Here is a 22,623-nt window from a genome sequence, read left to right on the forward strand (position 1 = left end):
AGGAGAGGTGGCGAAAATATGTACCGCAGATTGCTTGAACGATTAAAACGATGGAAAGAGGACGAGAACCGGAAGCCGATGATCATACGGGGCGCGAGACAGGTTGGGAAGACATGGCTCATGAAGGAATTTGGGCGGACATGTTATGAGAGCTGCGCGTATATTTCCATGGATGAGAACGAGATTATGGAAAATGTATTTCGGGATGCGTTTGACATCGGCCGTATCATTTCGGCACTGGAGATTTCAGTCGGATTCAAAATCATCCCCGGGAAGACCCTGCTGATCTTTGACGAGGTTCAGGAGATTCCCAGGGCGCTCAAAGCGCTCAAATATTTTTATGAGGAGGCTCCGGAGTATCATGTGGTTGCTGCCGGTTCCCTGCTTGGGGTGGCGCTTCATGAGGGTACCTCGTTTCCGGTGGGGAAGGTGGATTTCTGCGATTTGTACCCATTGGATTACCAGGAATTTTTATGCGCCTGCGGAGAGGAAAAACTGGCAGAGCTGCTGAACTCGAAGGATTACGGCTTCATTACCAATTTTAAAAATAAATACATCGATTATCTGAAGTTTTACTATTATGTGGGCGGTATGCCGGAGGCGGTGGTCACGTATCTGAACAGCAAAGACCTGAAACGTGTCCGGAGCGTGCAGAACCGTCTCCTTTCCGCCTATGAAAATGATTTTTCAAAGCATGCCCCGTCGGAGATCGTGACGCGGATTCGGATGCTTTGGAATTCTGTTCCGACACAGCTTGCGAAGGAAAATAAGAAGTTTTTGTACGGCCTGATCCGTGAAGGGGCCAGGGCAAGGGAGTACGAGGTGGCCATTACATGGCTGATCGACTGCGGGCTCATCCACAAGATTCATCGTGTGAAAAAGCCGGATTACCCTCTGCGGGCGTATCAGGATTTTCAGGCATTTAAGCTGTTTATACTGGACGTCGGGCTTCTGGGCGCCATGGCCAGGCTGAATGCAAAACTGATCCTGGAAGGAAACCGGCTGTTTGAGGAATTTAAAGGGGCGTTGACGGAGCAGTACGTATTGCAGCAATTGGTAACGGATGAAGAAAATGATATTTTTTACTGGACTTCGGATACGGCAAAGGCGGAGATCGATTTCCTGATTCAAAATGAAGAGGGGATTGTGCCGATTGAGGTGAAGGCAGAGGAAAATCTGCAGGCCAAAAGCTTGAAGTCATTTTATAATAAATACCATCCCGGACTGGCGGTACGCACTTCTATGTCCGACTACAGGGAGCAGGATTGGATGGTGAATATTCCGCTGTACTTGATTGGGAGCGGGCTGCAGTAGGGCAACGTGCGGCGGAATAGAAGTTCTTCGTAAATTCGGTAAAAAACGTTCATATATATTTCGTAAATCCATGATATAATCAAAATACTTACAGACAATGATGATTTCATGATAAGACCTCTGGTAAAAAGGAGCTGACTTATGTTCGGAAACAAGACACTGGAGCGGCTGGGCCGGATGCTGGACGATGCCATTGCCGGGACATTTCAGGAGGGGGATTATGACGAGACGAAGCTCTCCCGGCTGGAATCCAGGTGGAAGCAGTACCTGGCCGCATCGGCGCTGTCCGGGGAAAACCTGCGCCGGGAGAAGGAGAATGTAAAAAGTCTTGTCTCCGACATTTCCCATCAGACCAAGACACCGATGACAAATCTGAAAATGTACACAGCCCTGTTAGAGGAAAACCTGCGGGCCGAGATGCATATGGAAAGCCGTGAGGAAAGCATGGAGATGCTGCAGGAGATTCTGCGGCAGACGGAAAAAATGGAATTTCTGATCCAGTCGCTGACCAAGATATCCCGGCTGGAAACCAATATTGTGGAGGTGCGTCCCGCATTTCAGGAGATTTCGGTGCTGCTGGCAGAAGCGGAGGCCGGAATCCGGCAGCGGGCGGCAAATAAGGAGATCCGTATACGGAACATTTACACCGGAAACGGCAGTGCGTGTTATGATCTGAAATGGACGAAGGAAGCGCTGGAAAATATTCTGGACAACGCGGTGAAATATTCGCCCTGCGGTTCGGAGATCCTTATGTCGGTGACAGAATATGAAATGTACGTGGCCGTTTCGGTGAAGGACCGGGGGCGGGGAATCCGGGAGGAGGATGTGCCGAAGATCTTCGGGCGATTTTACCGGGCTGAGGATGTGCAGCAGGAGGAGGGCGTCGGCATCGGGCTGTACCTGGCCCGGGAAATATTGAAAAAAGAGAATGGGTATATTAAGGTAAAATCTGCGGAGGGGGAAGGGGCGGAGTTTATACTGTACCTTCCGCGGAATAAATGAGGGGATAAAAGAGATGAACATTAACGAATGGGAAGCACGTGCTTCCCATATTTTTTTGGAGAGAACATGTTTTTACTAAAAGGTAAATTGAAATTCATCAAACTACCGGCAGCAGCGGCAAATCTTTCACAACTGTTAGATTTGTGAAAGATTGTGGTAAGAACCCTGTGATAAAATAAGGAAAGTGAAATATAGAACTCACCAAATAATCAGTGAAAGAAGGCTAAAGCATGAACGTCTTATGTACGGAAAACCTAAAAAAATATTATGGAAGCGGAGAAAACCAGGTGAAAGCCCTGGACGGGATCAGCCTGGATGTGGAGCGGGGCGAATTTGCCGCCATCGTAGGCAGCTCGGGCTCCGGAAAATCCACCCTGCTCCACATGTTGGGCGGCCTGGACCGCCCCACAGCGGGAAAAGTCTATGTAGATGAAAAGGACATCTCGGACTTAAAAGACGACGCACTTTGCGTATTCCGCAGGCGGAAGATCGGATTTGTATTTCAGAGCTACAACCTGGTTCCGGTGCTGAATGTATATGAAAATATCGTGCTGCCCATCGAGCTGGACGGAAACACCGTGGACAAAAATTATGTAAAACAGGTCATTGAAATCCTGGGGCTTTCCGACCGGATACACCGCCTGCCGGGCCAGCTTTCCGGCGGCCAGCAGCAGAGGGTTGCCATTGCAAGGGCACTGGCCGCCAAACCGGCGATCCTTCTGGCAGATGAGCCCACCGGAAACCTGGATTCCCGCACCAGCCAGGATGTTCTGGGGCTTTTAAAGGTGACGGGGGAGCGGTTCGGGCAGACCATGGTGATGATCACCCACAACGAGGAGATTGCCCAGATGGCCGACCGGATCATTCGGATCGAAGACGGACGGATCAGGGCGGACAGCGCAGGAGGAGCAGAAAAATCCATACAAAAAGGCGGTGGCTGTCATGCGTAATGTAAACAACAAGAAAGCCATCCGACGCCTGGCGGACAAAAGTTTTCGCGCCGCCCGCACCAGAAATATTATTGCCGTGACAGCCATAGCACTGACTGCCATGCTGTTTACCGCCCTGTTTACCCTCGGCATCGGCACCGTAGAAAATTTTCAGCAGGCCACCATGCGGCAGAGCGGCGGCGACAGCCATGGAGTGATCAAGAACCTCAGCCCCGAGCAGTATGAAAAATTAAGCCGGGATCCGTCCATTGAGGAAACCGCAGACTGCATGCTGATGGCGGAAACCGTTACCAATCCGGAATTTTTGAAACGCCATGCGGAGCTGTGGTACATTCCGGAATACCATTATCCCCATTGTTTTATTGAGATCATAGAGGGGAAAGCTCCTGAATCGGCCGATGAAATCCTGATGGACCAGGTATCCATGGAGCTCCTTGGCCTGGAAGCAAAAGCCGGACAGCAGGTGACCCTTGGGCTTCAGATCAAGCCTCGGGACACAGAAACCGTGGAGCGGAAGTTTACCGTTTCCGGCGTTATCAAGGCAGATCCGGCGCTGAACGTGGGATTTGGAATCGTGAGCGGCGGATATCGGGAAGCCCATGCAGACGAACTGACCTATACCTACCATGAGGATTTTGCAAATACAGGCTCCGTTCGGATGGATGTAAATTTTTCCAATTCCTTTTCCATTCAGAAAAAACTGGAAAAAGTGATCGCAAACGGAGGATATTCGACAGACGAGATAGAAGCCAATGCAAACTGGGCCTATATTTCCGATGGGGCAGACAGCGATCCGATCACCACAGGAGCGGTGCTGGGCGGGCTGCTGCTGATCATGCTGACCGGATATCTGATCATTTACAACATTTTTCAGATTTCCGTTATACGGGATATACGCTATTACGGGCTTCTGAAAACCATCGGCGCCACAAGCCGCCAGGTGAAAAAAATCCTGCGCAGGCAGGCTCTGTTCCTGGGACTGATGGGGATTCCACTGGGGCTGGTCCTTGGATTTCTGATCGGGACGGGGATCACGCCGAAAATAGTGGAAATATCCAGCTATGAATATACGGAAATGGAAGTTTCTGCCAATCCGTGGATTTTTCTGGGGGCAGCCGTATTTACCATGCTGACGCTGTGGATTTCCACGGGAAATCCAGCAAGGATCGCGGCAAAGGTTTCGCCGGTGGAAGCAGTCCGCTACACAGACGGCGGCGAGCCGAAGCAAAAACGGAGCAGACGGACAGCCGACAGAAAGGGTGCAGCCGGCGGAATGGCTGCGGCAGGCAGGGAGAAGAAAACCACGGATGGCGGCAAGCTGTGGCGGATGGCATTTTCCAATCTGGGAAGAAATAAAAAACGAACCGTGCTGGTGCTCTGTTCCCTGTCCCTGGCGGTGGTGCTGCTCAACAGCGTATTCACGGTGACCCATGCCTTTGATATGGACCGATATCTGAGGAAATTCGTCTCATCCGATTTTCTGATCGCAAATGCGGTCTATTATCAAAGCCTGTACACCGGCAGCTCCGAGGAAACGGTGCAGGAGGAAAAGCTGACGGAATCCTTTATCAAGGTATGCGAAGGACTGGACGGTTTCCAAAAAGGCGGGCGGCTCTATTTCAGCGTGACGGCCGCCGCGTTAAAAGGTGACAGATGGACTCCGCCGGAAACGGTGCCGAAGGATGACAACGGGATTGTAGGCAGATATGTGCAGGGGAAATTTTATCCGCTGAATAGGCGGGGAAATAATTATCTGGCAAGTCTCTGCGGAATGGAGGATTTCTTCTATGATAAACTGGAGATCTGGAAAGGGGAGTCTGACCTGCAGGTCATCCGGGAAAAGCTGGCCTCCGGAAAGTATCTTCTGTGCTCGGTTTTCACGGATGACAACGCGGCTGTAGAGGAAGATACGGTTATGCACCAGCCGGGGGATAAGATTGTCCTTGTCTGCGGGGATGGACAGGAAAGGGAGTTTGAGGTGCTTTCCCTGATCAAGGAAAATTATTACGGAATGACGAACCGCCGAAAGTCAGAATTTCTGTACTATGTGCCTGCGGATGTATTTCAGGAAATGGCTTCCGACCAGTACCTGATGAGCTACTCCTTCGATGTGGAGGACGGCCGGGGGGATGAAATTGCACGCAGACTGGAATCCTACACAAAAACGGAGGAACCGATGATGCACTACGAATCCAAAGGGACGTGGGAGGACCAGTTCCACCAGCTCTCCGGACTGTTTACCCTGGTTGGCGGGGTTATGACACTTGTGGTAGGCCTGATCGGAATCCTGAACTTCTCCAATTCCGTGCTTACCGGGATCGTGACCCGGCAGCAGGAATTTGCCATGCTGGAAGCCATCGGCATGACAAAAAAGCAGATTCGGAAAATGGTGGTGCTGGAAGGGCTGTATTACGCCGGCGGAACGATTGTATTTTCCCTGGTGTTTGGATGTGCATTTTCAGCCACGATCCTGCGGATGCTGACAAACGGCATGTGGTTCATGCAGTATCAGTTCGTGATCTGGCCCATGCTGGCTGTATTCCCGGTGCTGCTGCTTTTGGGGTACGCTGTGCCGGAGATGGCGATACGGCTGGGGAAGAAGGAAAGCGTAGTGGAAAGGCTGCGTAGACCGGAATAAAAAAACTATTTTCCACAAAAGATGATTGAAAAAAGCTGAGTAAAAGGATATAATCTATTTTAGAAAAATTGCAAAACATGCAAAAATCTAAAATGGGAGATGGGGCATGGAAATACAAAGAAATGAATATCTTGAGAAATTAATAAATAAAAAGCATAATGGCCTCATTAAGATCATAACCGGGGTAAGGAGATGTGGAAAATCATATTTGCTTTTTAAACTGTTTAAGCAGTATCTGCTGAAGGAGAATATAGCTCCTGACCATATTATTGAGATTGCCTTTGATGACAGAAGGAATAAAAAACTGAGAGACCCGGACAACTGTCTTGAATATGTGGATTCCAAGATTCTGGACCAGGATATGCATTATATTCTTCTGGATGAAGTGCAGCTTATGGCTGAATTTGAGGATGTATTAAATTCTTTCCTTCATATGGAGTGTGTGGACGTATATGTTACCGGAAGCAATTCGAAATTTTTGTCCTCAGATATTATAACAGAATTCCGGGGCCGGGGGGATGAGATTCGTGTTTATTCTTTGAGCTTTTCCGAGTTTTATGCAGCACGGAAATTTGAATCCTGGGAGGAAGCCTGGAATCAGTACTATACCTATGGTGGGTTGCCGTATATTTTACATCTGGACAAAGAGGAGGATAAAGCGGCATATTTAAAAAGATTGTTTGCGGAAACCTACCTTAAGGATATTATTGAACGGCATCGAATTCAAAATGATGTTCAGTTAGACGAGCTTGTCAACATCATTTCTTCCGCTGTGGGTTCACTGACAAATGCCAATAAGCTGGCAAATACCTTTAAAAGCAACGAACATGCAGAGTTATCTGCTCCGACGATTAAGCAGTATCTGGAATATTTAGAAGATGCGTTTATTATTGAAAAAGCAGTGCGTTATGACATCAAAGGGAAAAAATATATTAATACGCCGTACAAATATTATTTTGTAGATGTGGGACTCAGAAATGCCCGGCTGAACTTCAGACAACAGGAAGAAACACACATCATGGAGAATATTATTTTTAATGAGCTTAGAATACGGGGATTTTCTGTCGATGTAGGAATTGTTGAGGTAAGTGAGCCAAATGAGAAGGGTTTTTATGTACGGAAACAGACAGAGGTTGACTTTGTGATAAATAAAGGAAACAGAAGATATTATATCCAGTCGGCATTTCGGCTGCCGACAGAAGAAAAGGAATGGCAGGAAAAAAGGCCCCTTCATACTATTGCAGATTCATTCAAGAAGATCATTGTTGTAAAGGATAACATGATGCTCAAGAGAGATGAGAGCGGAATTGTGACAATGGGACTGAAAGAATTCCTGATGGATAAAAACAGCCTGGATAAGTAAGGGGCTGTTGCAACAGCTCCTTGATACTTCTGATTTTCCGCTCCCCATGCCCCCGGATATTGCACATCTATCACTGTGCATTCTGGTTCCTACTCATATAGTTACAGCATGGCAGCAAAGCCGCCATGAAGAATCACCTATAAGTATGCACCCTTATAGGCAAAGCACATAACAGAAAGGGTAGGAATATGGCAAGACCAAAGAAAGAAAAAGAATTAAGACACCCAAACAGGGTATATGTCCGTTTTACAGACACGGAATATGATTGCTTCAGCAGTATGCGAGAAGACAAATCAGCAGATGTTCTTTTACGGTAGTTAATTCATACGAAAGCAACCGGAAACATCTTCACTTTCATGATGTTTCTGGTCGCTTTTCAGTATATCATATCAGAAAAAATTGAAAAGCTGGATATATTTCACATGATCCGATACAGAATACCTTTCATTAAATGGCGCAAATCCATTATTTTCATTCTGATAAAAATCCAACAGTTTAGGCTTATCCTCGCACTCAAGAAAAACGACACCGCCGCCGATCTCATGCTGGACTTTTTCCAATACCTCAAATGTCAGATCCATTAACTCGTTTCCACTTAATCTTTTTTCTGCACTTAACGCATAATTTTTTCCAAACTGTGCAATCAGAAACGCCGAAACTGTATAACTGCTCGTTTCAGAATCTAGAACAGCATATCTGCTAATTTTTTTACGTTTTGAATTAGATAAGCTTGCATCCCCTATCTCTATAGCCTTATGTGCCAGCGTAAAAATTGCAGCTATGTAATTATCTTCATTTACTACTAAATAGGTAACTGACAGCTTTTTCCTTGCAAACTCATAAGCATTCACTCTCACAAACTGTTGTATTTCTTCATTCTTTGGACAGCAAAAATCGGAGAGAAGCTCTTTTAAATTTGTCTCTCCGATTGCTTCCACCATATCCAAAATATTGAATACTTTATATTCGTTCATTATCCGGGAAACCTCTTTGTCATAAATTTTTTGATTTCGTCTATATCTGTCACCGGCGGCTTAACTGGTATCGACGACTTTCGCCTCGGCTTGTTCTCGGATGCTTCAAGAGCATCAATAAAAGCCTCCGCTTTCTTGGGATCATCAATCCTGACCTTCGCAAAAATACTTGACGTAGCCATAAAAGCACCTCCTTGCTTCGCTGCTCCTCATTTATAGTATATGCCAAAACTTTGCATGAGCATACTTTCTTTTCATTTATAACTTTTTTTACCTATATTTTACTGCAAGTTGAGACTTTGGTCAACTGACAATTAAATTAAAGGGTTGAAATATCGGTAAACGATGGCAAAAATCTTTTCCCATTTACTTTTGTATATGGTTCATCACTTTCTATCCCCCTTTTTGATTTTTTCTGATGTTTTGACATATATCTGACCATTCAACCCTCCTATAGCATACCATTACAATAGAGGTTAAATGCTATTCTGACTACTTTCACGCTGCCATTTGTCTGCGCTTTATTTATCTAATTGGATAAAAACAGCCTGGATAAGTAAGGGACTGTATGATAGCTAAGCAGTAAATAAGTAAAATTAAAAGGTTTAAAGTCTTTAATGAATGATCAAGGGCTTTATACCTTTTTTGTTTTCAGCACCATGATGACAGATCAATTTTGAATGGCTCCGCGAACCCCCATTGGCCCGACAAAAATGCAAGCGGCTGTGTCATCCTTAATTTCTCAGCGTCTGATACACCCATCTCCCGGCGTCACTGAGATCCTCCTGCACAAACCCGCTGGTCTTGCCGCAGCCGCTCTTGAGCATGGCCGAAGTTTCCTCCTTGTTGGAAAGATTCCATGCCATATAACTGATTCCGTATTTATCAAGAGTTTCTATCCAAAGGTCTGCCTGGGCCTGGTCGATGGCTCCGCTGCCGCCGGCATCGCAGATGCCGTATTCCGAAACAAAGACAGGAAGACCGCCGTCCACGGCTTCAGACAGCTTTGCACGCAGGTCGTCGGTGTGAGTTGCCGCGTAAAAGTGAAGCGTATACATGATATTTTCATAGCTTGCTATGGGATCTGCGGCAGCCTGTTCTACAGACTGAGACCAGTTTGGGGTGCCCACAAGAATCACGGCATCCTCATCCCTGGCACGGATGACGGGGATCACCTGTTCCGCATAGCTCTTGACCTCGCTCCAGGATGTACTGCCGTTCGGTTCGTTGCAGATCTCATACAAGACATGGTCAGAGTCCGCATATTTTCCCGCCATTTCATCAAAAAATATTTTCGCGTCCTCCAGGTAAATATTGGGATTGGAATCGGATAGGATATGCCAGTCAATGACCGCGTACATGTCCTGATTTTCGGCAAAGGACACACCGTCGTCTATCAATTGTTTCAAGGCTTCCCGATCCCCGCCCGTACAATAGCCGCCGTACTCCGCGGTATACATGGCAAGGCGGATGACATTGGCCTGCCACTCCTCATGAAGCTGCTGAAAACAAGCTTCATTCACATAATCCGGAAACCATGCCAGCCCATGGGTGCTGATGCCCCGAAGCTGAACCGGGCTGCCGTTTTTATCAACAAGCTGCGTCCCCTCGACCCGGAGCGCACCGTTCACAGAAGGACAGGCCAGATCGGAGGAGGTGTTTTCACCATTGGACGGCTTGCCTTGTGCACGGCTGCCAGAAGTATCGACGTCATTGTCCACCGTTGTGCCGTCTTCGGCGCTGCCGCCGCAGCCCTGTGACAGGAGCACGGCTCCGGATAAGAGGGCGGTGTATAATAAGATTCGGATTGATTTTTTCATGTCTCTTCTCCTCGTAAAAGATTGAGCAATTCATACAAAACTTTATTCCTGCAGCGGCCAATCGGCTATATCATGAATTTCAATTCCCTCATAACTGTATTTCGGATGTCTGGTTCTTGCAATAATCATTTTGGGATAAAATTCACACGCGAGATATACAAAGTCTTTTATGTGAGGGCCCTCAAAAGAACTTGAATGAGAATTAAAGCATAGAAATTGACGATAATTCTGCTTTGAATTATAATAAAACAAACGAAGAATAGGGGGGTATTGCTTATGGCTGAGTATTTTGATATATGCGGAACACGCATTGCCATTTCTGCAATCAAGGACTTTCGGACAATTAAAGTGGAATTTATTTTTCGACCAGTGTTTCGTGAATCGAAGAAGCTATTGATGTCGGCAATCTCGAGAAAGAAATATGAATTTGCTTATATGGAGCCTTATGCTGCAATTATTGGACAACAGGGGCACAAGTCTGAGTTAGGTGAATATAAGCCGAAAACTTTCAAAGAAGCATTGGGAAAAGAGATCAGCGGTGCTGTTATTTATACAATTGCTGATAAATTGAAATTAAAAGCTTTTAAGAGGCAAAAGTATCAATGCGTTAATCTTGCGGGGAGGGCATTTACGGCGTATCTGGATGATATACCAGCTAAGATGATGTGGGCTGATGGGAGAATAGCGGAAGTCTATAAAGAGGATAAGCTGTATACAGAATTGAACGAAATAACGACTCCTGGAGTTGAATACATTACAGCACTTGTTATCAAAGCAAATGATGTATTTTGTTTCTATGGCAATGGAGTACAAGTCGCAGATGCTGCTTATGAGTTTGAGAGACTAAGTTGGCAACAGGAGACATTTTTGAATGATAAGAAATCAAAAAAAATAGGGAGTTCAGAAAAGAAAGAATTGTCACTTTTTCATGAATTACATCTCCCGAAAAAGATTAATAGAGAAAAAAGAGGCTGACTTTTCATTCACCCTATTGCAGTCTATTATGGAAGTTAATAAAGAATATTGATATATTATACCAAGAAAGGATGCTATGATTAGATGGATTCATGTTTTTATAACGAAATCAAAGAAATTTTAATTTCAGCAAGAAACAAAGTCTATAAAACCGCTAATTTTGCAATGGTTGAAGCATATTGGAATATAGGAAAATCCATTATAGAGGAACAGGGAGGCTATGGAAAGGCAGAGTATGGAACAGGTTTGTTAAAAGAATTGTCAAAACAAATGACACAGGATTTCGGTAAAGGGTTTACAGTGACAAATTTGAAGTATATGAGGCGGTTTCATTTGATGTTTCCAAATGGTCACGCACTGCGTGACGAATTGAGCTGGACACATTATAGGCTTTTACTAAAAGTAGAAAATGATCATGCACGAGAATTTTATATGCAGGAAGCTGTAAAATCACATTGGAGTACCAGACAGCTTGAAAGGCAGATAAATTCTTTCTTTTATGAAAGATTATTATCCAGTAAAAACAAAGAACAGGTTGCGGAAGAAATTCAGTCATTAGAGCCTGCTAAGAAACCAGAAGATATAATTCGTGACCCATATGTTTTGGAATTTCTTGGTTTAAGTTCAAATGATGATTTTTATGAAAGTGATTTGGAGCAGGCATTAATTACTCATTTGCAAAAATTCCTTTTAGAGCTTGGGAGAGGATTTTCGTTTGTTGCTAGACAGAAACGTATTACTTTTGACGGGCGGCATTTTAGGATTGACCTTGTATTCTATAATTATATTTTGAAATGTTTTGTTTTGATAGATTTAAAGGTTGGGGATTTAACTCATCAGGATTTGGGACAGATGCAGATGTATGTTCACTATTACGAACGGGAGCTTATGAATGAAGGAGATAATCCGCCGATTGGTATTGTGCTTTGTGCAGATAAAAGTGAATCCGTGGTTAAGTATACGCTGCCTGAAAATGAAACACAGATTTTTGCCTCAAAATATAAGTTATATTTGCCAAGTGAGGAAGAACTGCTTAGGGAATTGAATCAGGAATATCAGGCATTGGAATCTTGCAAAGTAGAGGAAGAAAATTGATCACATAAATTTACCTTAAGAACAGCGGGCCGCAGATATATCTGATGTGCGGACGATCCGCCGAAATACCTGCCGGATTGCAGCTCCGCAGTCGGGCAAATTTGGAGGGAAAAACCATGGTAAAAATAGCGATTGTGGATGATGAGAAAAAGACCCTGGAATGGGAATGCGATTGCATTGGAAAGGTGGTGTATGAAAAAGGGGAGGCGGAAATATTTCCATACTCAAGTGCAGAGGAAGTGGCAGGACAGATCAGCCAGGGCGAGGAATATGACGTAGTGATCACGGATATCGAATTATCCGGCATGAGCGGCCTGGAGCTGGGAAAACTTGTCTGCAGGAAGCTGCACAGATGCTATCTGGTGTTTTTGACATCACATTCGGAATTTGCGGTGGAAAGCTACCGGCTGGAAGCATACCAGTATATCTTAAAAGCAGAGATGGAAGAACGGCTGCCCCGCATTGTGGAACGGCTGATTGAAAAGGTCAAAAAGGAGCGAAATAATTTTATCCTGCTTGGTTCGGAAACGGAGAGACAAAAAGTATATTTCCGTGATATTATATATGTACAGAAGGACAAAGGGATGAAGTACGTATTATACATTACCAAGCTGGGAAATTTCCGGGAGCGGGAAGTGCTGAGAAAGGTCAGGGACAAGCTGGACAGTAAAATGTTTCTTCCGGCGGACCGGGGCTATATCATCAATATGAAATATATTGAAAGGATCAGCGGCGACACCATATACCTGGAAGGCGGCTATAAGCTTATCATATCCCGGTCAAGAGTCAAAAAGGTGAAAGAAGATATAAACCGATATTGGGGATGTGATTAGATGCAGAGGATTCTTTTATTTATACAGATATTGATATCTTGTTGGGAAGTATGGATCTGCTATGAACTGATGTACAGCACGATCCTGGAAAAAGAATATTTGCGGAAAAAAGACAAGGCTCTCATATATGGGAATATCCTGATATGGGGAGGACTGCTGGCGTATAATCATAGCTTTGCATTCTTTTCGCGGGGGATATTATATACTTCCATTGCAGTGACAGGGCTGTGTGTATGTGCTGTTGTGAAAAGAAATAGAATATTGGTCATCGGAATGGTGACGCTGTATTATTCGCTGGTGGCGGCACTGGATTTTTTTGTGGCTTTTTCCAGCATGTACTATCTAAGGGAATCAGGGATAGATTTTGAGAAAAATGTTTATTCATCGTCAACGTATATCCAGGCAATTCTCTTATTTATGGCACGATGGATCATGTTCATGGCAGTTATGCTGATAAAAAGACGATTAAATTTACATAAAAGAGAGCTGGAAAGGTATGCATATCCAATTCTGGCTATGAGCATGATACTTCTTCTTATTATAAAGAGATATCAATTTGATTTGAGTGGGATGGCAAGTGGAATTCAGGAAGCAAAAGGAGGCTTTACCGGAACTTCACTGATTTTTCTGGTGTCCATGGTACTCCTGGTGTCTATAGGACTATTGATCAATGATTCTGTCCGAAAGCAGAATGAGATTTTAACACTGCGTGATGAGATGCAGAATAACTGGTATCAGAGTATACAGGATGAACTGGATCTGGAACGGATACGGGTTCATGATGTAAAACAGCATTTTATAGTCTTACAGGCATATGAAAAGGAAAAGGACTGGGGGCAGCTTCATCAATATCTGGAAAAGATAGCAGGGCAGTTTTCGGAAACAAAGATGCCGGTATGTACAGGAAACAGGATTATGGATCTGGTGCTTTATCATAAAAAGCAGGAAGCTGAACAGAAGAATATTGAATGGAAGCTTCATGCTGTAAAGCTGCAGAATCTGCCGATGGAAGAGCATGAGATTGTTTCTTTCATGGGAAATTTACTGGACAATGCGATAGAAGCCTGTGAACGGATGGAAGGTGGCAAAAAATGGATATTGATTCGAATCAGCAGACAAAAACAGATCCTGAATATAGAAATTTCGAACAGCATTGGACAGGCTCCGAAGGAAAAAGATGGAGAATTGATTTCCTCAAAGGAAAATAAGAAAAGGCATGGCTACGGATCGAAAAGTGTACGGCGTATTGTAGACAGGCATGAGGGGGAAATTTTTTATCGGATTCAGGAGGGGCAGTTTTGCGTCAGAGTTACTTTTTTTGATATGGATTTAAAGCAGTAAAATTATTGGGAAGGAAGAGTGAGAATATGGGACAAGAAAAAATTGAATATGCAGGTGACCTGCTTGAAGAGATTCAGGAGATGGATAAAGTAATATGTAGTGATACAGGATGTTACGTTGAAAATACTCAGACAAAATTATGTATGGTATATTTCACGATTTATTGTTGCTAATACAATTGAAGATATCAGGAAAGAATTTACAGTTCTTATTGTTCATTAAGGATGCATAGCAAAAAGCAGAATGTAAAGTACGTTCTGCTTTTTGCGCTGTTATGATCGAAAATATAAGGAGCAATACAATGGGAAAAAACCGAAGCTATTTATCAGAAAGAAGATATCAAAATAGCATAGAGCGAAAATATGATGATAAAAAATTGAAATATTGGGAGCAGGTATTTGGTAAAGATACGTTTTCTCGTTTACTTGAAAATGATGAGAAATTCCGCTGTTATCTGAATGCAGACAAATATGAGGTGGAAGAAGACATCGCAGAGGAGCTTCCGGTATTTCTCAGGAATAACTCAGCAGTGAAGCATGGCAGAGCAAAATGGACGGAAGGCGGAGCAGAAAGAGCGCTTTTTTTCGCTGAGTTTTATGACCAGATTCTGGAGTACGGGATTGATAAACTCAAGAAATCGCTGAAAAAGAGGGGAATAGAAGGAAATGATTCGCTGGAGCATGATTTCGGTATCCATTTAGTTTTCCAGCTGCAGAATATCTGCCTGCGTACACTGATCTCGGAAATGCATTCTTATAAACAAAAAGGCTTGCTGCTCGGCAAGAATGAAAAAGAAGAGTATAACTATTTTTGCAGTCAGATTGCAGGGAATGTTTCTTTTGGAGAAAGTTTGTTTGCACGCTTTCCGGTTTTATGCCGCTGTGTGGAGGAAAAGGTGGGATTCCTGGCCTCCTATTATGCGGAAGTATTGGCGTATTTCGAAAAGGACAGGGAAGTACTGCGGGAGATGTGCGGCAAAGCAGCCGAACAATATGAAGCTTTTAAAATATCAAAAATATCCGGTGATTTTTCGGATCTGCATCAAAAAGGGAAACAGGTATTAAAGATTCAGCTTGAGGATGGAATGGAACTTTTCTATAAGCCACGTTCGATGGAAAATGAAAAAAGCTACCAAAAGCTGCTGGATTGGATCAGCATGCGTACAGGCACAATGCAGCGCTCGTATCCATTTCTGTCCTTCCCGGACCATAGCTGGAGTTCGGCTGTGGAGTATAAATCCTGCAGGACCGAAGAGCAGTTAAAGCAATATTATATCCGGCTGGGAGAGCAGCTTTTTCTGGCGTATCTTTTGGGAACAAAGGATCTGCATTATGAAAATATTGTTGCGTCAGGGGAGTATCCTATGATGATCGACCTGGAAAATCTGGTGAATATCCAGCACAACCGAAAGAGAACGACAGCAAATGATGAGGTGTATTATCAGTTATCGCAATCGGTGCTTTTTATGGGGATACTTCCCTTCTATTTTCGAAGCCTGGAATGGCAGGGGGTAGATACCAGTGCGGTAAGCGGGAGGGGAGGGCAGGTGTATCCATTCAGGATTCCATCGGTCATGGAAGCTGGAACATCGGAGATGTATATCAGCTATAAAAATCCAGTTTCTGAGGATGCCCGGAACAGAGCTATGCTGAACGGCGAATTTTGTCCGCCCTATTTGTACGAAAAAGAATTGGTCCATGGATTTTCTATGGCATATGAGACCGTTATGAAAGAAAAACAGGCTTTCTCCAAAGAACTTCGGAAATTGCAGAAGATTATAAGCCGCTTTCTGACTGCAGATACACAACGCTACAGTATGGTACTCTCCAGTTCCTACCACCCGGAACTGCTTTTGGACGGAGCAGACAGGGAACTTTTCATGTATACCATGTGGAAAGGGCGTAAACCGTGTGAAGAACCGATGATAAAAAGTGAAGTAGAATGTCTGCTGGATGGGGATATCCCATATTTTTATTATGCATTAGACAGCACGGCGCTGTGTACAGTCCAGGGGGAAACGATAGAGCGTTATTTTTCCGAACCGGCAATAGATATCCTGTTCCGCCGGCTTGCGCTGCTGGATCGGAAGGATCTGGAAAAACAATGCACCTATATCCAGATGTCGCTTGCATTGATGCCGGGCAGGAAGGAGGGATATAAAAACCTCGTTTATCCGGTCCGTACATGGCGTCTGCGCCATCGTAAAAGACTGGATATCAAATTGTGGATTCAGCGCTTCACGGACAGGGTTCTGCAGTATGCGGTATGGAATGAGGCACATACGGAAGTGGGCTGGGCGGTCATGCAGATAGATCCGTATGGCAGCCCGGCATGGAATATGAAAGGGATGGATATGTATCTGTATTGCGGCCTTTCGGGGATGCTGCTATTATTTTACCAATTGGATTCTGCGGAAGCGCCTGAAGAAAAAAGTGAAGAAATCCATAGTATTTTCCAGGCGCTGAAACGCCAGATGTTTCATTATACCGATGCAGGATGTGTTTCTCAGGCGAATCTGCAGTCAAAAAATACAGGGGCTTACGAAGGTGAGAGCTCCATCCTGTATGTATACCTGGCGCTATACAGTATGAGCGGAGAAAACAGTTATCTGGATTATGCCGTAAAGCATGCGGGAATCGTATGCGGACTCCTGGATGAAGATGTCAAATATGACCTGCTGTATGGAAATGCAGGCGAGGCTCAGGTGCTGCTGTATATGTTTGAGCTGACAAAAGATGATACATATCTGCGCATGGCAGAGCGGGCAGTCACAATACTGGCAGGAGCGGCACAGAAACAGGATGCAGGGATTGGATGGATCACAGACAGGAATATGCCGCCGTTGGGCGGAATGGCTCATGGAAATGCAGGGATTCTGATGCCGGTGATGCAGTTGTGGAAGCTGACCGGAAAAAGTGAATATGAAAGACTTGCGGAGGAGATCTGGCAATATGAAAATTCCCTGTACGATTCGGAATTGAAAAATTGGACAGATATACGGGGAATAGACGCGGCTTCTGTTCCGGGAGAGGTGGGGACAGTAGCATGGTGCCATGGAGCGGCGGGGATTTTGCTGTCCAGGTTGTTTTGCTGCAGCTTATTAAGCGAAGTCCGGCCATTTTGCAGGGATATGGGAGATGGGGAGGAGATGGCAGAGAAGTGGCAGAAGCGGTTACGGAAGGAGATAAAGAACGCTTATCAAACATCAGTCCAATATTGGGCAAGGGAGAGCTGGAGCCTGTGCCATGGGATCTGCGGTAATCTGTGGATTTTGGAATGGATGGAACTGCAAGAGCCGGAGAACTTCGGAATCAGGAAAGAAGATATCATGCAGGGAGAAGGAATCCTTTATGGAGACGAAATAAGATTGCTTCCGCAGGAATTGGTAAATCCAGGGGTGATGAATGGGTATGGGGGGATATTATATTTTCTTTTACATCAAGATATGATGGGAAAATCGGGTGTCAACAGGAAAAATAAAAAAATGGAGGACAGGAAACACAGCATTCATGTCCAGATGCTTGTTTTGAGATAAACATAGAAATATAATAAGTGTAATATTAAGAAAGAAGGAGAGGGGTGATGTGAATGGGTTATGCTATAGAAAATCCAGATAAGGCAATTAAAGCGGCTGACTTAGGTTTTCCATGAGGAAGAGGTGAAGAGGACAAATATGTATCAATGGAAATGAAAGATGTATGGAGGTATTTACGTATAAAAAGATTGAACAGAGTATTCACTGTATTATTAGCGGCAGCGATGCTGCTAGGGATGTCTGTAACGTCATCTGCATCGAAGAATCCTGATATGGAGAATCACAGTCTATACTCAGAGGGCCGGCCAGACTCTTGTATTCTTCGAAGTAGTAGTAAACCTGATAGCGTCAGCTACTATAGAAGTGGGTTTGATTGTAAAGTGCGGAGTGGATGATAACATATACGAGACAGGTATCAAGATTGGAGACAACGAACTTGAGCATATAAATATAGTAGGATATCCTTTTCATAGCGAATGGAATTATATTATTGCTTCATACGGAGAAAATGTTGTATTTATTTACAGTTTTTAAAATTGCATAATTTATATTGACATACTTAATAAATATGTATACTTGACTTAAGGTACTATAGTCCAATCAAAAAAAGTAAATATAAACTAAAGGAGGAAAAATTTATGAGTAAGCGTATCGAAAAAATTTTAGTAATTGTATCCGTTTTTTCACTTGTATTTGGTTTTAGTGCATTCCCCTCCAATGCAGAATCTACTTCCGAATATATTTCACTAAAAACATTTGAAAAAGCAATGAATGAAATATATACGGAGTATGGTTCAAGCTTTAAAGTAGTTGATGATAATGGTGTAGAATATATCCCAAAAGAGTATGCTAATGAAATGTATCAAAAAGCAGAAATGGGACTAAAAAAAGACCGAGTAATAACCCCAACTCCCGTAAATACTACTTTAAGAAGGGTTATGCCTGTTAACTACTACAACTGCCAGACTTTTGTTGTTGCTGCAACAATAGGATTAGGACGTGCTTCTTTTGCTCATGAATGTCGGGGAACTGTAAATGCGCAATATAACACATTTATGAGTCTTACTTATTCAGGCGTCTATCAAAGTGGTTTTGCGGTAGATTTTGAGTCTTATAATATTTCTAATCTCCAACATAGATATATAAATGGTAATACAAATTATCACGTATCTTTTAATATTGATGTTACATTCTCATATACTGATCCTTTGGGTATCAAATATAGTGAAACTGTAAGAAATTATGTTTCAAGTTATTTTCCTGCATCTGCATATTGATTTTTATAAATATATTTGTCTTAAAAACATAATTTGGGGGCGCGCATCGGATGGATGTGCGCTCCTCTGTTTTCTTTTTGAATCCGGCTTCATTTGGATCTGGAAAAGATAGCAGGGGAGTCTTGCATCAGAGTTATTTTTTTGATACGGATTAAAAGCAGGAAACTTATTAGGAGATGGGGGAATAGAGTGAAGCGTCTTATAAAAACAGTGACTTTTGACCTGCATAAAAGTATGTTTCGTAAAACCTATCTGTTTCAGTGTGTGCTGATCGCATGTGTATGTATGATCAGCCAGGTAGATATTCTGAGAAATATGTATATGGGATTTTCCATGCAGGGATATGATCTGATCGGGGTATACAATTTTATCATCCATTATGACAGGTTTAAAATATTACTGTTAGTCATTGTGGCGTCTGTTTACAGCGGCAGCTTTTGCAGGGAATACCATAGTAACAGCCTGCGGTACATTCTGCAGAGGAGCGGGATAAAGTTTTATGTGCTTTCAAAATATATTTCCATCCTCGTTTCAGGGCTGACAGCTTATATAGCGGGACTCATCTGCGCGCTGATGATATGGCGTACAAAAATTCCGTTTGTAGAGCCTGGCATGGCATTCTTTGGGACAGACCAGTATTTTTCGTTTGAAAGTCTGACACCACGGGAGCATCCGTTCCTCTGGCTGACAGCTACAGCGGTATTATCAGCATTGTCCATGCTGCTCCTGTGCTGCGCGGGCTTCTACATATCGTTATACCTGAAGGATATCTTCATTATTATTTGTATGCCTGCCGTATTATATTTTTGTTTCACCGGTTTATCTTCTTTATTTCCGGAACTGTTTTTTCTGCCTTCCTATGGAAATAACGTGGCACTGATATCAGGCCACATGTGGTTGAATTATGGATATAAAGTGTGCGTGAGTATACGGGAAGCATTCGTGTGATGTGCCGGATGACAGGAGAGAATATCAGTCCATATTTCTTCCCGTTTCTTTTGGGGGATTACATTGTCGCAACGGGCCTTTCGAAGATACTGATTTTGTTGATCTTCATCATAATCGTATGCAATGTATCCTGCAAACAGGAAGAAATTTACTATTACGCGATCCGCACAGGATATCGGGCAATGGTATATGGAGATATCCTGTTTATAGGAATCCTGGCCCTGGGATATTGTATGTATGTTTATTTATGCAGTATATTGTGTTTCCTTCCATATGTGACAATACAAGGCGATTGGGGAAGGATCATAGGGACGCTTGCTTATACAAATGCGGCTGGCCAATATGGATATATGTTTGTCATTCCAACCGGAATAATGGAAATGTATTCGGCGCCGAACGGGGTGCTCTTGTCATTCGTACTGCTGTTTGCGGGATGTTTTATGCTGGGGCTGACCGTGTATATGCTGAACTTGTTTTTTCAATCAAAATATTACGGCATTGGAATATCCTGTTTTCTCATCCTGCTCAGTCCCATCGTCTCATACAGCAGGATTCCAGGATTATACTGGTTTTCCCCCATGTCCTGGATCAGCGCGGAAAACCTGTATCCGGTACAGAATACGCAGTATCCCTCTGTATCCTATGCGGCCGGGATGCTTATGGCAATCATTTGCTGCATAACGTCAGTGCTTTCCATACATTGCAGGAAATTAGAGATCGGGGGTGTTCAAAATGGATGGACGGCAGATTGAGGTCGTGGATGTATCAAAAACATTTGGAAAGCAGGAGGTGCTGCGTCATGTTTCTTTATCCATGAAATCCGGCAATATATATGGCCTTATTGGGAGAAATGGCTCGGGCAAAACTGTGCTGATGAAGTGCATATGCGGGTTGCTGCGGCCAACCTCCGGACAGATTCTGATGGATGGAAGATATTTGGAAGAAGAGGAGCGTTTATTAGAGGACTTTGGAATCATCATTGGAAACCCGGGATTTCTGCCCCATTATTCAGGGCGGAAAAATCTGAGAATGCTGGCAATGATCAGAGGAAAGTGCGGTAAGGAAAAAATTGATCTGGCCATGCACCAGGTAGGATTAGATCCGGAAATGTCCAGGAAAGTATCAGAATATTCGATGGGAATGAAGCAAAGGCTGGGAATTGCGCAGGCAATCATGGAGGAGAACAGCATCCTGATATTAGACGAACCTATGAATGGGCTGGATAATCAGGGGGTTGAGGATATGAGGAAGCTTTTTCAGAAGCTGAAGGAAGAAGGCAGGCTGATTCTTTTGGCAAGCCACAGTTCAGAAGATATAGAAGTACTTTGTGATCAAGTATTTGAAATGGATGCAGGAATATTGGGGGGAAGGGTTTAGAACCTCTGATAAAAGGAGTACAATATTATGAAAAAAGAAAGACGAGAATGGAGACGCCGCATAAAAAAATCTATTTTCACACTATTATTCCTTATGGGGATTGCAGGATGCTCGAAGCAGAATCAGGTTGAAAAAAATAAAGTTAAAAAAGGCGAAACAATATCCATATCAGTCTCGGAAGAAATCTCACCGGAAATAAAGGTGGACATCGACGGGGAATTTAAAACAGAGGATTTAAAAAAATATACGGTTACTCCTGAACCATTGCCCGTAGAAAAAGACTGGGTAGAAGGTGTTGCTAAATATTTGCCTTTTCAGGAAAAAACGGCTGTTGAGGATGAATCCTATGGAGAGGAATATAATACGAGGCTCTTTTACCTGAAAGGTCAGGAGAATCGCTTTTCCGCACAGAAAAGTGGAATCCATGTTTCCATTGATCCTGATTTTTATGAAAATTGTGAATTATATTATCATGGTGAGGGAGTCTATCCTTTTTTCAATGATGAAATGGATATATATTATGACAAAAAGGATTTGCCTTTTATGACTTATCAGGAAGCAGAGACATTGAGCAAATCGCTGTTAAAGCAGGCTGGATTTACTTACAGCCAGGAGAGAAGCGTAGGATATTCACTGAATGAAGATTCATTGGAGTCTTACCGCAGCAGCCATTTAGAAAAATTCGAATCTATCAGGAGCTGGTGGGAAGAGAACCAGATTGCGGACTATATTGAGAACTGGAGAGGAACAGGGGGATTTTATGTGTTCTATTATCCGCTGCAGATCGGTTCGCTGCAGATCGACGAAGGGTCAATGCGTGGTATGACGTACGCGCATGTTGTAATCAACCGCGATGGGATCGTAAGGGCAAATATTCCATGTAACTATAAGGTGGTTGAGGAGGCGGATACCGAAGTTGTGCATCCCGATATAGCATTAGAACGTTTATTGCAAATGTATGAAAATACCATTTTGACAGGAAAAATCCGTATATCTGGAATCGATCTTATTTTTGGTGAAACAGAAATGAAAGTCATAGGAAAAAGTGATCTCGATATATTACAGGTGATTTCTCCGTGCTGGAGGTTCCTGGTACAAATGGAGGAAAATGGGGAAATGGTAGATGGAGAGGTCTTATATGATGCTGTGACTGGAAAGCAAATCAGATAAAGGGAGGAGAA

At 43.6% G+C, this 22,623-nt stretch carries 22 protein-coding genes and 1 pseudogene; 17 read left to right on the forward strand and 6 right to left on the reverse strand.

Annotated features, from left to right (window positions below):
- The first annotated feature begins 18 nt into the window (after positions 1-18).
- The 5 genes from EBB54_RS25425 to EBB54_RS25445 all read left to right on the forward strand — a co-directional run bounded on the left by EBB54_RS25425 (position 19) and on the right by EBB54_RS25445 (position 7,267).
- Entirely contained in the window at positions 19-1,314 is a 1,296-nt protein-coding gene (locus EBB54_RS25425) for an ATP-binding protein (RefSeq protein WP_125129502.1), read from the forward strand.
- Between the two features lie 141 nt (positions 1,315-1,455).
- Complete coding sequence (locus EBB54_RS25430) at positions 1,456-2,316, forward strand: sensor histidine kinase (protein ID WP_125129503.1); 861 nt, start codon at positions 1,456-1,458, stop codon at positions 2,314-2,316.
- A 230-nt stretch (positions 2,317-2,546) separates the two neighbouring features.
- The gene (locus tag EBB54_RS25435; protein WP_125129504.1) at positions 2,547-3,266 is read left to right on the forward strand and encodes an ABC transporter ATP-binding protein; all 720 of its coding nucleotides are present in this window, start codon (positions 2,547-2,549) and stop codon (positions 3,264-3,266) included.
- A complete protein-coding gene (locus tag EBB54_RS25440) occupies positions 3,259-5,904 on the forward strand; it encodes an FtsX-like permease family protein (RefSeq protein ID WP_125129505.1) in 2,646 nt (881 codons plus the stop codon). The genes EBB54_RS25435 and EBB54_RS25440 overlap by 8 nt, the downstream gene beginning before the upstream one ends.
- A gap of 106 nt (positions 5,905-6,010) precedes the next feature.
- Positions 6,011-7,267 (forward strand): ATP-binding protein, encoded by a 1,257-nt coding sequence (locus EBB54_RS25445; RefSeq protein WP_125129506.1) that lies wholly within the window; start codon positions 6,011-6,013, stop codon positions 7,265-7,267.
- 389 nt (positions 7,268-7,656) lie between these two features.
- Here the strand turns inward: EBB54_RS25445 and EBB54_RS25450 are convergent, their stop codons facing one another.
- The 6 genes and pseudogenes from EBB54_RS25450 to EBB54_RS32365 all read right to left on the reverse strand — a co-directional run.
- Entirely contained in the window at positions 7,657-8,241 is a 585-nt protein-coding gene (locus tag EBB54_RS25450; RefSeq protein WP_125129507.1) for a GNAT family acetyltransferase, read from the reverse strand.
- Positions 8,241-8,423 (reverse strand): hypothetical protein, encoded by a 183-nt coding sequence (locus EBB54_RS25455; RefSeq protein ID WP_004082032.1) that lies wholly within the window; start codon positions 8,421-8,423, stop codon positions 8,241-8,243. Before EBB54_RS25455 ends, EBB54_RS25450 begins: the two co-directional genes overlap by 1 nt.
- 137 nt (positions 8,424-8,560) lie before the next feature.
- The gene (locus tag EBB54_RS31690; RefSeq protein ID WP_279229982.1) at positions 8,561-8,683 is read right to left on the reverse strand and encodes a hypothetical protein; all 123 of its coding nucleotides are present in this window, start codon (positions 8,681-8,683) and stop codon (positions 8,561-8,563) included.
- A 9-nt stretch (positions 8,684-8,692) separates the two neighbouring features.
- Complete coding sequence (locus tag EBB54_RS32560; RefSeq protein ID WP_369123255.1) at positions 8,693-8,770, reverse strand: DUF6075 family protein; 78 nt, start codon at positions 8,768-8,770, stop codon at positions 8,693-8,695.
- 205 nt (positions 8,771-8,975) lie between these two features.
- Complete coding sequence (locus EBB54_RS25460; protein WP_125129508.1) at positions 8,976-10,061, reverse strand: glycoside hydrolase family 5 protein; 1,086 nt, start codon at positions 10,059-10,061, stop codon at positions 8,976-8,978.
- 42 nt (positions 10,062-10,103) lie between these two features.
- Positions 10,104-10,199, reverse strand: a pseudogene (locus EBB54_RS32365) (ATP-binding protein); the annotation flags it as partial.
- A 138-nt stretch (positions 10,200-10,337) separates the two neighbouring features.
- On the opposite strand from EBB54_RS32365, the gene EBB54_RS25470 reads away from it, so the two are divergent.
- The 12 genes from EBB54_RS25470 to EBB54_RS25520 all read left to right on the forward strand — a co-directional run bounded on the left by EBB54_RS25470 (position 10,338) and on the right by EBB54_RS25520 (position 22,612).
- Positions 10,338-11,036, forward strand: coding sequence for a hypothetical protein (locus EBB54_RS25470; protein ID WP_125129509.1), 699 nt, complete (start codon positions 10,338-10,340; stop codon positions 11,034-11,036).
- Positions 11,037-11,120: 84 nt separating this feature from the next.
- Positions 11,121-12,131 (forward strand): PDDEXK nuclease domain-containing protein, encoded by a 1,011-nt coding sequence (locus EBB54_RS25475; protein WP_125129510.1) that lies wholly within the window; start codon positions 11,121-11,123, stop codon positions 12,129-12,131.
- A 116-nt stretch (positions 12,132-12,247) separates the two neighbouring features.
- The gene (locus tag EBB54_RS25480) at positions 12,248-12,964 is read left to right on the forward strand and encodes a LytR/AlgR family response regulator transcription factor (RefSeq protein ID WP_162307202.1); all 717 of its coding nucleotides are present in this window, start codon (positions 12,248-12,250) and stop codon (positions 12,962-12,964) included.
- Positions 12,965-14,305 (forward strand): sensor histidine kinase, encoded by a 1,341-nt coding sequence (locus EBB54_RS25485; RefSeq protein WP_125129512.1) that lies wholly within the window; start codon positions 12,965-12,967, stop codon positions 14,303-14,305. It begins immediately after the preceding gene.
- A gap of 26 nt (positions 14,306-14,331) precedes the next feature.
- Complete coding sequence (locus EBB54_RS30275; protein WP_154677812.1) at positions 14,332-14,478, forward strand: hypothetical protein; 147 nt, start codon at positions 14,332-14,334, stop codon at positions 14,476-14,478.
- A gap of 128 nt (positions 14,479-14,606) precedes the next feature.
- Positions 14,607-17,840, forward strand: a complete 3,234-nt coding sequence (gene lanM / locus EBB54_RS25490; RefSeq protein ID WP_162307203.1) for a type 2 lanthipeptide synthetase LanM — start codon at positions 14,607-14,609, stop codon at positions 17,838-17,840.
- Between the two features lie 279 nt (positions 17,841-18,119).
- Positions 18,120-18,374 carry an ISAzo13-like element transposase-related protein gene (locus EBB54_RS32370; RefSeq protein WP_408640809.1) on the forward strand — a complete coding sequence of 85 codons (255 nt, stop codon included), beginning with the start codon at positions 18,120-18,122 and terminating at the stop codon, positions 18,372-18,374.
- 104 nt (positions 18,375-18,478) lie between these two features.
- Entirely contained in the window at positions 18,479-19,117 is a 639-nt protein-coding gene (locus EBB54_RS25500; RefSeq protein WP_125129514.1) for a hypothetical protein, read from the forward strand.
- A 189-nt stretch (positions 19,118-19,306) separates the two neighbouring features.
- On the forward strand, positions 19,307-20,065 hold the full coding sequence (locus EBB54_RS25505) for a hypothetical protein (protein WP_125129515.1): 759 nt from the start codon (positions 19,307-19,309) through the stop codon (positions 20,063-20,065).
- A complete protein-coding gene (locus EBB54_RS25510; RefSeq protein WP_162307204.1) occupies positions 20,065-20,817 on the forward strand; it encodes a hypothetical protein in 753 nt (250 codons plus the stop codon). The genes EBB54_RS25505 and EBB54_RS25510 overlap by 1 nt, the downstream gene beginning before the upstream one ends.
- Positions 20,798-21,442, forward strand: coding sequence for an ABC transporter ATP-binding protein (locus tag EBB54_RS25515; RefSeq protein WP_193554391.1), 645 nt, complete (start codon positions 20,798-20,800; stop codon positions 21,440-21,442). Before EBB54_RS25510 ends, EBB54_RS25515 begins: the two co-directional genes overlap by 20 nt.
- 27 nt (positions 21,443-21,469) lie before the next feature.
- Complete coding sequence (locus EBB54_RS25520; RefSeq protein ID WP_125129517.1) at positions 21,470-22,612, forward strand: hypothetical protein; 1,143 nt, start codon at positions 21,470-21,472, stop codon at positions 22,610-22,612.
- Positions 22,613-22,623: the final 11 nt, after the last annotated feature.

It is taken from the genome of Schaedlerella arabinosiphila (assembly GCF_003885045.1).
In the GTDB taxonomy this organism is placed as follows: domain Bacteria; phylum Bacillota; class Clostridia; order Lachnospirales; family Lachnospiraceae; genus Schaedlerella; species Schaedlerella arabinosiphila.

What these genes read in the sequence shown, in the direction of transcription:
- EBB54_RS25520 (WP_125129517.1), top strand. Translation starts at nt 21,470, where the DNA reads ATGAAAAAAGAAAGACGAGAATGGAGACGCCGCATAAAAAAATCTATT.
- lanM (WP_162307203.1), top strand. Translation starts at nt 14,607, where the DNA reads ATGGGAAAAAACCGAAGCTATTTATCAGAAAGAAGATATCAAAATAGC.
- EBB54_RS25455 (WP_004082032.1), bottom strand. Translation starts at nt 8,423, where the DNA reads ATGGCTACGTCAAGTATTTTTGCGAAGGTCAGGATTGATGATCCCAAG.
- EBB54_RS25515 (WP_193554391.1), top strand. Translation starts at nt 20,798, where the DNA reads ATGGATGGACGGCAGATTGAGGTCGTGGATGTATCAAAAACATTTGGA.
- EBB54_RS25475 (WP_125129510.1), top strand. Translation starts at nt 11,121, where the DNA reads ATGGATTCATGTTTTTATAACGAAATCAAAGAAATTTTAATTTCAGCA.
- EBB54_RS25430 (WP_125129503.1), top strand. Translation starts at nt 1,456, where the DNA reads ATGTTCGGAAACAAGACACTGGAGCGGCTGGGCCGGATGCTGGACGAT.
- EBB54_RS25450 (WP_125129507.1), bottom strand. Translation starts at nt 8,241, where the DNA reads ATGAACGAATATAAAGTATTCAATATTTTGGATATGGTGGAAGCAATC.
- EBB54_RS25480 (WP_162307202.1), top strand. Translation starts at nt 12,248, where the DNA reads ATGGTAAAAATAGCGATTGTGGATGATGAGAAAAAGACCCTGGAATGG.
- EBB54_RS25435 (WP_125129504.1), top strand. Translation starts at nt 2,547, where the DNA reads ATGAACGTCTTATGTACGGAAAACCTAAAAAAATATTATGGAAGCGGA.
- EBB54_RS25470 (WP_125129509.1), top strand. Translation starts at nt 10,338, where the DNA reads ATGGCTGAGTATTTTGATATATGCGGAACACGCATTGCCATTTCTGCA.
- EBB54_RS31690 (WP_279229982.1), bottom strand. Translation starts at nt 8,683, where the DNA reads ATGGTCAGATATATGTCAAAACATCAGAAAAAATCAAAAAGGGGGATA.
- EBB54_RS25510 (WP_162307204.1), top strand. Translation starts at nt 20,065, where the DNA reads ATGTGCCGGATGACAGGAGAGAATATCAGTCCATATTTCTTCCCGTTT.
- EBB54_RS25485 (WP_125129512.1), top strand. Translation starts at nt 12,965, where the DNA reads ATGCAGAGGATTCTTTTATTTATACAGATATTGATATCTTGTTGGGAA.
- EBB54_RS25460 (WP_125129508.1), bottom strand. Translation starts at nt 10,061, where the DNA reads ATGAAAAAATCAATCCGAATCTTATTATACACCGCCCTCTTATCCGGA.
- EBB54_RS25440 (WP_125129505.1), top strand. Translation starts at nt 3,259, where the DNA reads ATGCGTAATGTAAACAACAAGAAAGCCATCCGACGCCTGGCGGACAAA.
- EBB54_RS25445 (WP_125129506.1), top strand. Translation starts at nt 6,011, where the DNA reads ATGGAAATACAAAGAAATGAATATCTTGAGAAATTAATAAATAAAAAG.
- EBB54_RS30275 (WP_154677812.1), top strand. Translation starts at nt 14,332, where the DNA reads ATGGGACAAGAAAAAATTGAATATGCAGGTGACCTGCTTGAAGAGATT.
- EBB54_RS25500 (WP_125129514.1), top strand. Translation starts at nt 18,479, where the DNA reads ATGAGTAAGCGTATCGAAAAAATTTTAGTAATTGTATCCGTTTTTTCA.
- EBB54_RS25425 (WP_125129502.1), top strand. Translation starts at nt 19, where the DNA reads ATGTACCGCAGATTGCTTGAACGATTAAAACGATGGAAAGAGGACGAG.